The following is a 13,484-nucleotide window of genomic DNA, read 5'->3' as shown; positions in this document are numbered from 1 at the left end:
GAATGTCACATTCACTGTACGCTCGAAACCAGCGGAGTCAAGTTGTGTAGGTCAGGTAGACAACACCGGAAGGAGAATGCCTCAGAATCACCTTCGCGTAGGTGCCGGGCGTCGGCGACCTATGCGAAACTCGGGGCATGACGATAGTGGAGCCGATCGCACCGGAGGAGTCCCGTCTGTTCTTCGGCAACAGCTACATGAACGCCGTCGTCATCGAGATCGCCGCACTCGAAGGCGAAACCTTCTCACCCAAGCAGATCGTCGAAGCGACCGGGTTGCTGGGGAGCATCGTTCACCCGCTGATCCACAAGCTCCGCGACGCACACTTCCTCGAATTCGTTGGCCGCGTTCCGGGGGAGCGGACCCTGCTCTACCGGATCCGCGACAACTACTGGTGGGAAGCGGCACGACGCTACGCCGCGGATCGACAGGCGACAACGGAGCGCGCGGCCTCCTAAGCGTCCGCCGCCCGCCGTCCGCATGTCGCGGCGCCGCCCCTCGTTGCCGTAAGAGCGTCGGCAACCCCAACGCCGCAACACGAAAGCCCACGACCTCGGGCCCTAGTCATCCACGCCCGCGCAAACATCGCCGGTGCGATCGCTGCAGATGGATCTCCGACAGGAGAGTCATCCGCGCCGACGCGGCAAAACGCAACCTGAGACTAGCTCCGGTCAGGCAGCGAGCCCCTCGCTGATGTCCGCGGCAGTCACGGGGACGAAATGATGTCGGGGTCCTGCTGAGGCGTGCGGCAACGCGATCAGGTGTGCGCCGGCGGTGGAGGAGTCTGCGGCGAGGTGTGTGCCGATCAGGCTGGTGAGGACTCCGGCCACGGCGGCCAAGTCCGCAGCGGAACCATGAAAGGTCGGCACCGAACATCCCCGGGTGGGGACGATCTCATCACCGGCCAGAGGGTCCCGCCACAACCCGTGGTACAGCTCGAGCGCCGGATCGGCGCCCACGACCCGACCCACCCGGTCGTCCACAGACGACGGCGACCCAGCGCGGGACGGGCAGATCGTGACCAACCCAAGGGTGCCGGACGCGACATCGGTGGCGACTTGGGCGATCACCGCCCGACGGTCCGGCACCTCTGCGGTGGCGTCCAGGAGGGTCGTCACGGCGTTGCTGACCGTCGCGTCGATGACGATGTCCGCGTCGAGCGCGGCGCTGAGGTCTTCGGGGATCGCGCCGGCGGCGACATGGACGACGATGTCGTCACGAAGCGACCGCAGCCGTGTGGCGAGAGCTTGGGCCTTGGTCTCGCCGATGCTCGTCTCGGTGTAGTTCTGCCGTACCAGCAACCCACCGGTCACGACACCCGGGTCGCAAATCGTGATCTCTCGGGCCCCTGCCCGGACGACGAACTCGGCGATCCAGGATCCGAGACCTCCGCACCCCCACACGTGCACGGACTTTCCTGCGAACCCGTTGACGGGACGGTCCACGTCGCGTCGCGTGGTGACGGCTTCTCGTTCATCAGACATGTTGCACCATTCGATCGGCACCTCGACGTCGAGGAGGGTGGGATTCAGGTCCAGCGCCGTGCCCCGCGTCCGGCCGACTTTGCGCAGCGCGTTCGCGACAGCGGGTGTGAGCCGGCCGCAGAGCAGATGCGGTGGCCCGCCCGCACCGTGCGGGACGGCGAGGACGAAGTACTGAGGCGAATCCGCGGGGCTGCGCAGAGCGGCGGCGATCAGCATCGTCGTGAACGCCGGACCGAGCGGGGCATGGCGGCGCACCGGTCCGAACGCGCGGGGTGTCGCGACGTCCGCGGTCGGGTAGTCAATCAGGTATAGCAACGGCACCAACGACTCGGTCGCACCAAACGGCAGGTCGGAGAGCAGTCGCACCACCGGCACGATCATCTCGCCACGGTTACGCCAGGTGAGATCCAACCGTGCGTCGGTTCGTCGGTGCAGCGTCGCGGTCGTCACGCGCAGCGCCGGGAGATCATCGCGGGCGACGATCGTCGGTGTGCCCTGGGTGCGGTGCAGCACCCCGCCAACGGCGTGGTACATGGCCGTGGACGGATCGAACAGTGCCGCGGCGGCCTCGGCAAGCCACCCCCAGAGCCGGTTCAAGGTCGCGCTGACCCCGCTCTGTGGGTGCCACTCGCGGGACGGGTCCAGGTAGATGCACAGTCGACGCCCCTGCAACACGTGCGGGAACCCGAGGAAGCGGGTATGGGTGACTTCCACGGTCGGGGGGGAGAAGGGGCTGGTCGGGATGCGCAGCACGAAAGGCTCCCAGCCATGCAGCTGCAACCCGTTCGCGGCGTGCTCGATCGTGTCGGTGTTCAGCTCGATCGGGACGCAGGCATCACCTTCAGGTCCCTCGCTCGCCGCACCGCAGCGCAACTCGTGCGGGCGTGCTCTGGCGAGTGCCCGTAGTTCCTGCAGCTGGGTCACCTGCCAGGGCGCGAAGGTCGGCTGCTTTCGCTTGGTCATCCCGCGCGCCCCGACCTCCCCGTTGTGGTCTCCTTCGTCGGGGCGGCCGGGGCGAACTTCGCAGGGCCGCTGCCGGCTGGTGCCTTGAAGCCGTCGCCGAACAGCGCCTGCCACTTCTGGACGCTGCGGTCCTTGTCCGGCTCGGCGTAGGCGTCCTCGATCTCGGCCGCGTGGACGTGGATGCGGTCCCGGAAGTACGAGTACGTCTCATCGGACCACCGGTGGTCGAAAGTGACTCCTGATCCTGACGGGTCGGCGATTGACGGCCGGTTAGGTCGAGCCTGCAGCCACTCGTCAAGATCCGTGACGATCGTGCGCAGCGCGGTGGGGAGGTTGCTGTAGCAGGACGGGTCGCTCATCTTGCTGAGCTCGCTGACCCGCTCTCCGAGGAGTGTGGTGAGCAGGATCGATCGGGTGCCGGTGAAGGAGTTCTTGTGATCGCGGAGGAACTTGATGAGGCGGATGACGCGGCGCAGGTTGCCGCCGGCGATCTGGTCCTGTTTCTTCATCCAGTCCGTGAACCCCTGCGGGTTGGTGTCTTCCCAGATGTTCTCGTCGCGGTTCACGATCACCTCCCGCCAGCCGGAGAGGATGACGTGCGGGACGATGTCGACATGCATGTCGTTCGCGTACGAGACCCGCACGCACCGGCACTTGCGGGCTAGGGGCATCTGCCCGTACTTCGGATGCCGCTTCAGGGCGTAGTAGACCTCGTCGATGTACGTCTTCGGGCTGGTGGACCAGTCCGGGTTCTCCTCCATGTCGAGCATGAAGTCGGCGTCGAACTCCTTCCCCTTCTGGGGCTGGATGATCGTGCGATGTGCCCACGATCCCTGCGGGGTCTTCCCCAGGATCATCGCCCCGATCGTCGCATCCGCGGCGATCGCCGCGTAGATCGCGTCCACCCTCGTCTCGAGAGTCTCCAGCTTGAACTGGCTGAGGTTGACGGTGTCCTTTAGAAGGACATCGAAGTGGTCGGCGAGCTGCATCAGTGGGCCTCCGGTTGATTCTCGGATGTCGATCCCGTTCGGGTAGGGATCGAGAAGGCAGGTGTGTAAGCCGCGGCGCGGTGCGCGGCGAACTGCGCCTGGTACGTCGGGCTGAGAATCCGGCTGGCCGACGCCGCCAACCCGACCACGTCGTCGCGGTCCACCGCGTCAAGCGCGAACGCACCCCTCGGAGTCGGGGCGTCGAAGCGTACGTAGTTCTGCTTACCGACGAGGTGTTCGGCGATCCCTTGACCGCCCCGGCTGCTCGCGTTCAAGATCATGGACGCGGCCGGCTTCGCCCACCCGAGCAGACCAGCCTCGTCGAGATGCTTCCCGTGTGAGGCATCCGGCTCCATCGTGCCGACGTTGAGAACACGGACGTTGCCGATCGACGCGCCGAGCATGCTCGTCGCTTCCGCGATCGCAACCACCGACGGGTTGTTCGCCCACACGCCACCATCGATCAAACGCAGCCCACCCACCCGCGCAGCCGGGAAGTACAGCGGGGCCGCAGCGGTCGCGTTCGCGACATCCACCATCGAAGTCCGCCAATCGCGTCGGAGCCGATCATGGTGCGGCGTCTTGAAGACGTGCACACCTCCCCACTGCACATCCCACGACGGCACCACCAGGCGCTTCCCGCTGTCGCCGACCCGAAGATCGCCGAACACTCCGGCCAGAGCGGCGCGCAGCGCGTCGGCGTCGTACACCGGCCGGAACAACTGACGGCCGCGACGCCACACACGGCGACGCGAATGCGGGAAGACCCGTTCGATCAGCAGCTCGTAGTGCTCGACGATCTCCGCGGGACGAAGCCCGGCGCCTAGTGCGAGCGCGATGATTCCACCCGCAGACGTACCGGCGATCAGGTCGAACGAGTCCGCAACAACAACACCGAGGTCCTCCTCGAGCTGGGCCAACACGTGGGCAGTGAACAACGCCTTCGCGCCGCCACCGTCCAAGGCGAGGACCTGCAGGCGACCGGCCCAAACCACGTCAGCCCCACGCCCAGCCGCATCAGAAGAGCCATCAGTCATCTCGTTCACCGCCGGCGTGGTGTTGGTGGAATTACATACGTGTAATTATGATACGCCGTTCCACCGACACTCACTCGGTTCGCGAGAACCAGGCGATCGAATCGTCGCCCCCCGTGACGTCGCGAAATTCGCAACTCGCTCGACGGACGTCGCGGAGTTTGCGGGGCCAATCGAGGACCGAAACCTCCGCCCGGCACATACGGCGCCTCGCGTCCGTCTACAGACGTCGTTCTCAAGAACATGACGGATCCGCCACTTGTCCGCCACTTCATCTGAGAATCCGCCATCTTCGCCGAGAACCTACAAGCCCCGTCAGACCCCCGCGGCCATATCGGTGAACCGCGAGTAGTGACCCTGGAACGCGATCTCGAGCGTCGCGGTCGGGCCGTTGCGGTGCTTGGCGACGATGAGGTCCGCCTCGCCCGGGCGGGTGTCCTTGTCGTAGACGGAGTCGCGGTGCAGCAGGATCACCATGTCGGCGTCCTGCTCGATGGAGCCTGATTCACGCAGGTCGCTCACCTGGGGACGCTTGTCCTGGCGCTGCTCGGAACCACGGTTCAGCTGCGACAGCGCGATGACCGGCACCTGCAGCTCCTTCGCCAGGAGCTTGAGCGCCCGCGAGAACTCGCTGACCTCCTGCTGGCGGCTCTCGACCCGCTTGCCGCTGGTCATGAGCTGCAGGTAGTCGATGATGACCATCTTCAGCCCCGCGCGCTGCTTGAGCCGCCGGCACTTCGCGCGGATCTCGACGAGCGTCATGTTCGGGCTGTCGTCGATGTAGAGGGGTGCATCGTTGATGCGGCCACGGGTGGCGGCGATCGTCGTCCAGTCGCGCGAGTCGAGCGTGCCCTTGCGCATGTTCTGCAGCGGCACCGATCCTTCCGCGCTGAGCAGACGCATCGCGATCTCGCTGCGCCCCATCTCGAGTGAGAAGAAGATCGTCGGCATGTCATGCTTGATGGCCGCGGCCCGCGCGAAGTCGAGCGCGAGCGTCGACTTGCCCATGGCGGGACGGGCGGCGACGACGATCATCTGACCGCCGTGGAGGCCGTTGGTGAGTTCGTCGAGCGACTGGAACCCGGTCGGGATGCCGGTCATCTGACCGTCGCGGCCACGGGCCGCCTCGATCTCCTCGACGGCCGCGTCGACGGCGAACGTCAGCGCGACGTAGTCCTCCGCCTCCTGGGCACCGGTCACCGAGTAGATCTCGGCCTGCGCACTGTTGACGAGGTCGACGGCCTCGCCCTGCCCCGAGTAGCCCATCTGCACGATGCGGGTTCCGGCCTCGACGAGGCGGCGCAGCAGCGCCCGCTCCGAGACGATGCCCGCGTAGTAGCCGGCGTTGGCCGCGGTCGGCACGATCGAGGTCAGGCTGTGCAGGTAGTCGGCGCCGCCGGCGCGCTGCAGGTCGCCGCTCTTGATGAGCTCGTCGGTGACGGCGACGACGTCGGTCGGCTCGCCGTGCGCGTAGAGCGAGTGGATCGCGTCGAAGATCAGCTCGTGCTTCGGCACGTAGAAGTCGACACCGCGCAGTGTCTCGATGACGTCGGCGACCGCGTCCTTGGAGAGCATCATGCCGCCGAGGGTGCTCTGTTCCGCCAGCGCGTCATGCGGGGGCGTGCGCTCGTTCTGGCGTGGTCCGCCCCAGCGCTCATCCGAGATGTCGGCCAGCGTCATCCGGGCTCCCCTCCAGCAGTTCGGGATGCCGCGGCATCCCCGTCATTCCATCGTCTCGGTGGTTCGCGTGAGTCGTTTCCACCCGAGTTCCCCCATTGGAACACCGGGCGCCGACACCGCTCTCGCGACCCTCCGCGAGACGCCCGCTTCACGTTAGACACGGGGTTATCCCCACGCAAACACCCCTGTGGATAACTCTGTGGAGAAATGCGGAAACACGCCGCCGATCCTGTGGGAACAGCTTGTGGACAGCCGTGTCCCCCGCAACGATTTTCCGCTATTTTTTTCCATCTGATCAGGTATTAACACTATCCACGGGTGTGAATAAGTCCCTGGTTGAAGGGCGGGTTGAAGGTTGTGCGTTCGACGTGACGAACTGTGCAGAATTCCGGACCGTGGAGGGGGCGAAAGAGGGCCGTGAGAGGCCGGAATTTCCGGACATGAACCCGCTTCCGTCCACTCGAACGACGTGCATACACTCGCCGCATCACCGCAGCAGCGGCACTTACCTGAGGAGGAGGTGAGACGGATGAACCTCATCACCACAACGCATCGCCGGATGTCACGGGTCCGCCCGTCCGCCCCCGTGCAGACGCGCCGCGCCGGCGTCGCATCCGCCCCCGGGCACCACGCACGCACCGCGTCGACGGCCCTCCCCCCGGGCCTGCGCCCCACCCCCCACCGCTCCGGCGCCTCCGACGCGTCGGGCCAGGTGCACCCCACCCTCCCCACGGGGACCCTGGCGCCGGGCGGCGCCAGCGGGTCGGGCAACCCGATGATGGCGAGCCCCACGCTCGGCACTCTCGGGGTTCCCGCCGGCGCCGCCCCACACCGTCGTTCCGCCGGCCCACCCGGGCCGCTCGGGCAGCCACCCGATCCGCCACCGGACCTCCGGCGCCGCTGACACCCCACCGCACACCTGACGAGCGACCGCTCGCCAGACGATCCGTCGCGCCCTCGCGACCCTCACATGGGAACAGACCATGCACACCTTCGATTCGCACGCCCCGGTGCGCCCCGCGGAATCCGCGACGGCGATCGTCGCGACGTCGCCGATCAGCGGGCCGACCGGCCCGCGAGGTGGCATGCCCACTCACTCCCCGGTGGCCGCCCCCGCGGCCACCGGCGGGCCATCCACCTCGGTCGGGGGTGATCGCACGGCCTCGGTCGTCGACGACCCCACCGCCCAGCTCCGCTCCCTCGCTGACGCGACGTCCGCCACGATCCGCACTTCGCCGACTCTTCCTGTGTCGGGGACCCCTGGGTGCGCATCGGATGCCTCGGCCCCCGCCGCGTTCATCGCGGCAGCGGCGCCCCGGCTCGGCCACGTCGATGCAGTCGACAGCCGGCTGGTCGCCCTCGGCGTGTCCGGCGCTCGTCGTCGGCCGATCGGCCAGCGGGCGACGACCGAGATGGGCGACGTCCCCGCTCCTCGCGAGAGCGCGGGTCGCCGCAACCGTCCCGGGTCGACATCGCACCTCCTCGACGCGGCGTCGACCCGGGACGCACACCTTCAGACCTCTCTCCCCACAACTGCATATCCCTCACCGCGCACCCGCGCGGAGCGCCGGGTGGCCTCGGCCACCAACCGTCATCTCCCTGGAAGGAACACCATCATGCGCACGCACCTCACGCGATCCGTCATCGGCATCGCCATCGGCACCGGACTCGCCCTCACGGGCGCGGTGGCCGCCAACGCCGCCACGGGCGACAACACCAACAACGACAACGGCGCCCTCATCGGCGTGCACCTGCCGGTGACCATCACCGGCAGCGGTATCGGCATCGGCGGCACCGCCACCGGCACCGCCACCGGCACCCCCGGTTCGTCGAGCGGGTCGTCCTCCAGCGGATCGTCGTCGAGCAACCCGCTCGGCAACCTGCTCAACGGTGTCATCACGGTCAACCCGAACGCCGTCTCCGGATCGTCCGGAGTGCCGAAGCTTGTTCAGGTCGACGCCCCGGTGACGATCGGCGGCAACGCCGTCGGCGTCGCCGCCAACGCCTCGACATCGACGTCCCCGTCTGCGCCCGCGACCACACCCGGCAAGGGGCTCGTGGGCGTCAACGCACCCGTCACGATCGGCGGCAACGCGGTGGGCGTGCTGGGCAACGCCGTCTCGGGAACGGGCACCGCGGGCGGCGGGTCGTCGGCGAGCAGCAACCCGCTGACCTCGCTCCTGGGCGGACTGTCGTCGAGCAGCAACCCGCTGAGCTCGGCGCTGTCGGGACTGCAGAGCCAGCTTCCCGCCGGTCTGAGCACGCTGGTGCCGAGCCTCGGCACCTCGAGCCTGCCTGCCGGTCTCGACACCCTGGTGCCGGGACTCTCCTCGGCCACCGGAGGCACCGACGTGCTCTCCCCGCTGGTGAACGACGCCCTCAACCCGCTCGTCTCGACAGTGACCGGGCTCGTCAACGGCACCGGGCTCGCGACGGTGAACGTGCCGCTGTCGGCGTCGTGCAACTCGGTCGCGCTGCTCACCCCGAACACGGTGAACTGCCCGACGAACACCACGCCCACCACCCCGACGAACCCCACCAACCCGACGAACCCGACCAACCCGGTTGACCCCGGCACCAACGGATCGATCTTCGGTTCTGCGGCCAGCACGAGCGGCGCCCTCGCCTTCACCGGCGCGGCCGGCCTGTTCCCGCTGATGCTCATGGGCGCCTCGCTCGTCGCCGCCGGTGTGGGCGCCGCGGGCTACTCGGTGATCCGTCGCCGCCGCGTGGCCAGCTTCGCCTGACCCGCATCCCCCCGGAAACGCTGAGGGCCCCGGGATCCGAAAGGATCCCGGGGCCCTCAGCCGTGCGTCGCGCCGGATTACTTCGCGGCGACGACCTGCAGCGTGATCACGGCGGTGACGTCGTCGCGCAGACGGACCGTCGCCTCGTGGGTGCCGACCGACTTGATCGGCGACGTGATGTGGATCTTGCGCTTGTCGAGGTCACCGAGACCGGCGGCCTTGACGGCGTCGGCCACGTCGTCGTTCTTGACGGAACCGAACAGACGCCCCTCGGCGCCGGCCTTGACCGCGAGCTTGACGGAGGACTGCTCGATGTTCGCCTTCAGCGCGAGCGCCTCTTCGTGGTCGTGGATGGCACGGGCCTCACGGGCCGCGCGGATCGACGCGACCTGCTTCTCGCCACCGCGCGTCCACGCGACAGCGAAGCCCTGGGGGATGAGGTAGTTGCGGGCGTACCCGTTCTTGACCTCGACGACGTCGCCGGCGCTACCGAGCCCCGCGACCTCATTGGTGAGAATCAGCTTCGACATGGGTGCTCCTTAGCGGCCTGCGCCGGCGTAGGGCAGGAGCGCCATCTCGCGCGCGTTCTTGATCGCCTTGGCGATCAGACGCTGCTCCTGCACCGAGACACCGGTGATACGACGGGCGCGGATCTTGCCGCGCTCCGAGATGAACTTGCGAAGCGTGGCGACATCCTTGTAGTCGATGACGCCCACGCGGATCGCCTTCGCGGGAGCGGCGACCTTCGCGCCCTTCCGCGGCTTGCGGCGGTCGCCGCTTGCCTTTCCAGCCATGGTGTTCCTTCGTGTGTGTGAGCGGATGCCTCAGGCGCGGGGCCGCGGCATCCGTGATTCGAGATTCAGAACGGAGTGTCGTCGCCGTAGGCGCCCGGGGCGCTCCACGCGTCGGCACTGCTGTTCGAGGAGCCGGGCGTCGACCACGGCTCGTCGGCGACCTGGGCGCGCGATCCGCCGCCGCCGGCGCCGGAACCGCCGGCCGCACGGGTGACCTGTGCGGTGGCGTAGCGCAGCGAGGGGCCGATCTCGTCGACCTCCAGCTCGATCGCAGTGCGGTTGTTGCCGTCACGGTCCTGGTAGGAGCGCTGACGCAGACGACCGGTCGCGATGACACGGCTTCCCTTGGTCAGCGAACCCGCCACGTGCTCGGCGAACTCACGCCAGACCGACGCCCGCAGGAACAGGGCCTCGCCGTCCTTCCACTCGTTCGCCTGACGGTCGAACGTGCGGGGGGTCGACGCGATGGTGAAGTTCGCGACGGGCAGCCCGTTCTGCGTGTACCGCAGCTCGGGGTCGGCCGTGAGGTTGCCCACGACGGTGATGACGGTCTCGCCGGCCATCGTCGTTACGCCTTCGCGACCTTCGCGGCACCGGCGGCGGCCTTGCGGGCAGCCTTCTCGTCGGCGCGCTTCTGCTCGGACGCGATGAGAGCGATGGCCTCTTCGGCGCGGAGCACCTTGGTGCGGAACACGAGCTCGCTGAGGTTCAGCTGGCGGTCGAGCTCCTGCGTGGTCTCGCTGGTCGCGGTGAAGTTGACGACGGCGTAGATGCCCTCGGACTTCTTCTTGATCTCGTAGGCGAGACGGCGGCGGCCCCAGACGTCGACGTTGTCGATCGAGCCACCATCATTCGTGATGACCTTCAGGAACTTGTCGAGGTTCGGGGTGACCTGGCGCTCGTCGAGCTCGGGGTCGAGGATGACCATCAGCTCGTACTGGTGCGTGTGCGTCACTAACCCACCTCCTTCGGACTAGAACGGCTGCCGGGCGTTTCCCGACAGCAGGAGGGTTGATGCACGTGTCCGCGATGCGCGGCGGGAGCCGCACACGGACAACCTTCGAAGTGTATCGGATGCCACGAACCCCCGCCAACCGACGGCGCTTCCCGCGCACGGGCCGGTGCTACGATGCGGCCCAATCATCTGGAGGCGACGATGCCGGACATCAGCGCGGCGGCCCTGCGGCCCGACGACCGCGACCTGCTGCGCGGCATCCTGCGTCGTCTGGCGGGCGGTACGCCCGGCTACGTGCTGATGGCAGGACTGGTCGATCACGACGCGTTCACGATCACCGAGCTCGTGGGCACCGAGACCGACAGCCTGCACCGGCTGTTCGTTCGCGCGGGCGAAGGGGTCGGCGGCGGAGCCGTCGCGCGCGGACGCCCGACGGCGGTCAACGACTACGTGGGAGCGCCGCAGATCTCCCACCAGCACGACGGTGCGGTGCGACGCGAAGGGCTGCGGTCGATGGTCGCCGTGCCGGTGACGGTCGACGGTGCCACCCGCGCGGTGCTCTACGCCGCGACACGCGACGAGGGGAGCCTCGGCGACGCGGTCGCGACGCACCTGCTCGGCGGAGCGCGCGCGATCGGCGGAGAGCTGCACGTGCGGGACGAGGTCGACCGCCGGCTGGCGGCGCTGCGGGGCGTCGACCCCACGGTGCGCGCCGACGACCGGGACGCCCGCGACGCGGTGCGGGTGGCGCACGCCGAACTGACCGCGCTGGCCGCAGCGACCACGGATCCGACGCTCGCCGCCCGCCTGCTCGCCATCGACGCGCAGCTCGTGGGCGCCCGGCAGCACGATGCCCCACAGCTGTCGGCACGGGAGTCGGACGTGCTCGCGCAGGTCGCGCTCGGCTGCACCTATGCCGAGACGGCGCGGCGGCTCACCCTGCAGCCCGACACCGTCAAGGGCTACATGCAGACGATCATGGCGAAACTCGGCGCCCACTCGCGCCATGAGGCCGTCGCGACGGCGCGGCGCCTCGGCCTGCTGCCCTGACGGCCGGCGCCGGCCGACACCCTCCATCGGGGGGTGTGGGGGCCGCGGCATCCGTGTTTGCATCGTGCCACCGCGGCGCGACGGAGCGCCGCCCGGCTGTCGAAGGAGACCCGGATGCCTCACCTCGCCGAACCCACGACGATCACCTCGCCCGTTCCCCTCAGCCCCGCCGCGAACGACGAGCCGCTCACCCCGCTGCGGTTCCTGCAGCGGGCGGCGGAGGTCTTCCCCGACAAGGACGCGATCGTCTACGGCGCGCGCCGCTACTCGTACCGGCGCTTCGCCCACGAGGCCGAGCAACTGGCGCGGGTGCTGCAGGCGCGCATCGAGCCCGGCGACCGCATCGCCTACCTCGTGCCCAACACCCCCGAGATGCTGATCGGCCATTTCGCGGTGCCGCTCGCGGGCGGCGTGCTCGTCGCGATCAACACCCGCCTGAGCCGGGCCGAGATCGACTACATCCTGCTGCACTCCGGCGCGCGGGTGCTGATCGCCGACGCCGAGATCCTCGCGTCGATTGGCGACCCGCTCGCCAGCGTCGGCACCCTCGAGGAGGTCGTCGAGGTGCAGGATCCCGAGTTCGGCCATCCGGGCGGGCACGTGGCATCCGGTCAGGTGTCGTACGAGGAGTTCCTGGGCCGCGCGGCCGACCTCGACGAGCCGGTGTCATGGCATGTGAGGGATGAGCGCGCGCCCATCTCGATCAACTACACCTCGGGCACGACCGGCAAGCCGAAGGGCGTCGTCTACACGCACCGCGGCGCCTACCTGAACGCGCTCGGCGAGGTGTTCCACCAGCAGCTGACGAGCGCGTCGGTCTACCTGTGGACGCTGCCGATGTTCCACTGCAACGGCTGGTGTACGCCGTGGGCGGTGACCGCCGCCGGCGCCACCCATGTCGGGCTTCGCGCCGTGCGGGCCGACCGCATCTGGGAGCTCATCGACGGGGCATCCGTCACCCATCTCTGCGGGGCGCCGACCGTGTGCACGACGATCGCGGCGTCGGCCGACGCGCACCTCGTCGAGCGGCCACTGCGCATCACGACCGCGGGTGCGCCGCCGTCGCCGACCATCATCGAGACGCTCGAGGACCTCGGCATCACCGTCGTGCACGTCTACGGGCTCACCGAGGTGTACGGACCGTTCACGGTGTGCGAGTACCAGACCGCGTGGGACGGCCTCGACCGCGGCGAGCGCGCCAAGCGTCTCGCGCGGCAGGGGGTGGGGATGGTGCAGGCAGAGTCCGCGCGGGTCGTCGACGAGCAGGGGCAGGATGTCCCCGCGGACGGCACGACCATCGGCGAGATCGTGCTGCGCGGCAACAACGTCATGCTGGAGTACTTCCGCGACAGCCGGGCCACGAAGGTGGCGTTCCGCGGGGGATGGTTCCACACCGGCGACCTCGGCGTGATGCACCCCGACCGCTACATCGAGCTGAAGGACCGCGCGAAGGACATCGTGATCTCGGGCGGCGAGAACATCTCGACGGTCGAGGTCGAGCAGGCCGTCGTCTCGCACGACGCCGTGCTCGAGGTCGCCGTCATCGGCCGCCCCGACGCACGATGGGGTGAGCGGCCGGTCGCCTTCGTGGTGCTGCGCGAAGGGCATGCCGCGGGCGCCGACGAGCTGCGGGTGCACACGCGCGGGCTGCTCGCCGCATTCAAGGTGCCCGACGAGTTCCACTTCGTGGCGGAGCTGCCCCACACCGCCACCGGCAAGGTGCGCAAGTTCGATCTGCGAGCCGCCGCCGTGAACGCCTGACAGCGGGTCGCCCCGCCCGCTACGGTG

The 13,484-nt window shown here is 68.7% G+C and carries 12 protein-coding genes; 4 read left to right on the top strand and 8 right to left on the bottom strand.

Translation table 11 applies throughout. The annotated features are described in order from the left end of the window. The first annotated feature begins 137 nt into the window (after positions 1-137). Positions 138-458, top strand: coding sequence for a hypothetical protein (locus tag BGO15_RS01950; RefSeq protein WP_156454721.1), 321 nt, complete (start codon positions 138-140; stop codon positions 456-458). Between the two features lie 213 nt (positions 459-671). Here the strand turns inward: BGO15_RS01950 and BGO15_RS01945 are convergent, their stop codons facing one another. The 4 genes from BGO15_RS01945 to dnaB form a co-directional block, all read right to left on the bottom strand. Beyond that, positions 672-2,447, bottom strand: a complete 1,776-nt coding sequence (locus tag BGO15_RS01945) for a ThiF family adenylyltransferase (RefSeq protein WP_056518836.1) — start codon at positions 2,445-2,447, stop codon at positions 672-674. Beyond that, a complete protein-coding gene (locus BGO15_RS01940; protein WP_056518837.1) occupies positions 2,444-3,436 on the bottom strand; it encodes an SMODS domain-containing nucleotidyltransferase in 993 nt (330 codons plus the stop codon). Before BGO15_RS01940 ends, BGO15_RS01945 begins: the two co-directional genes overlap by 4 nt. After that, positions 3,436-4,473 (bottom strand): CBASS cGAMP-activated phospholipase, encoded by a 1,038-nt coding sequence (locus BGO15_RS01935; RefSeq protein WP_082486273.1) that lies wholly within the window; start codon positions 4,471-4,473, stop codon positions 3,436-3,438. Before BGO15_RS01935 ends, BGO15_RS01940 begins: the two co-directional genes overlap by 1 nt. Positions 4,474-4,785: 312 nt before the next feature. Further along, positions 4,786-6,150, bottom strand: a complete 1,365-nt coding sequence (gene dnaB / locus BGO15_RS01930; protein ID WP_045246938.1) for a replicative DNA helicase — start codon at positions 6,148-6,150, stop codon at positions 4,786-4,788. 1,085 nt (positions 6,151-7,235) lie between these two features. Here dnaB and BGO15_RS01925 point away from each other — a divergent pair. After that, positions 7,236-8,897: an autotransporter outer membrane beta-barrel domain-containing protein gene (locus tag BGO15_RS01925; RefSeq protein ID WP_156454798.1), complete on the top strand. Its 1,662-nt coding sequence runs from the start codon at positions 7,236-7,238 to the stop codon at positions 8,895-8,897. 77 nt (positions 8,898-8,974) lie between these two features. On the opposite strand, the gene rplI is transcribed toward BGO15_RS01925, so the two are convergent. The 4 genes from rplI to rpsF form a co-directional block, all read right to left on the bottom strand. Beyond that, positions 8,975-9,427, bottom strand: coding sequence for a 50S ribosomal protein L9 (rplI, locus tag BGO15_RS01920; protein WP_045247874.1), 453 nt, complete (start codon positions 9,425-9,427; stop codon positions 8,975-8,977). A 9-nt stretch (positions 9,428-9,436) separates the two neighbouring features. Beyond that, positions 9,437-9,691 (bottom strand): 30S ribosomal protein S18, encoded by a 255-nt coding sequence (gene rpsR / locus BGO15_RS01915; protein ID WP_045247875.1) that lies wholly within the window; start codon positions 9,689-9,691, stop codon positions 9,437-9,439. Positions 9,692-9,756: 65 nt separating this feature from the next. Next, positions 9,757-10,254 (bottom strand): single-stranded DNA-binding protein, encoded by a 498-nt coding sequence (locus BGO15_RS01910; RefSeq protein WP_045247876.1) that lies wholly within the window; start codon positions 10,252-10,254, stop codon positions 9,757-9,759. 5 nt (positions 10,255-10,259) lie between these two features. Further along, positions 10,260-10,619 carry a 30S ribosomal protein S6 gene (gene rpsF / locus BGO15_RS01905; protein WP_045248006.1) on the bottom strand — a complete coding sequence of 120 codons (360 nt, stop codon included), beginning with the start codon at positions 10,617-10,619 and terminating at the stop codon, positions 10,260-10,262. Positions 10,620-10,847: 228 nt separating this feature from the next. On the opposite strand from rpsF, the gene BGO15_RS01900 reads away from it, so the two are divergent. Both BGO15_RS01900 and BGO15_RS01895 read left to right on the top strand, forming a co-directional pair. Continuing rightward, positions 10,848-11,696 carry a helix-turn-helix transcriptional regulator gene (locus tag BGO15_RS01900; protein WP_056206114.1) on the top strand — a complete coding sequence of 283 codons (849 nt, stop codon included), beginning with the start codon at positions 10,848-10,850 and terminating at the stop codon, positions 11,694-11,696. A gap of 114 nt (positions 11,697-11,810) precedes the next feature. Next, complete coding sequence (locus BGO15_RS01895; protein ID WP_056519580.1) at positions 11,811-13,457, top strand: AMP-binding protein; 1,647 nt, start codon at positions 11,811-11,813, stop codon at positions 13,455-13,457. Positions 13,458-13,484 lie beyond the last annotated feature (27 nt).

This window comes from Microbacterium sp. 71-23 (assembly GCF_001897265.1).
GTDB classification, from domain to species: Bacteria; Actinomycetota; Actinomycetes; order Actinomycetales; family Microbacteriaceae; genus Microbacterium; species Microbacterium ginsengisoli.
This window is presented reverse-complemented; position numbering and strand designations above follow the sequence as displayed.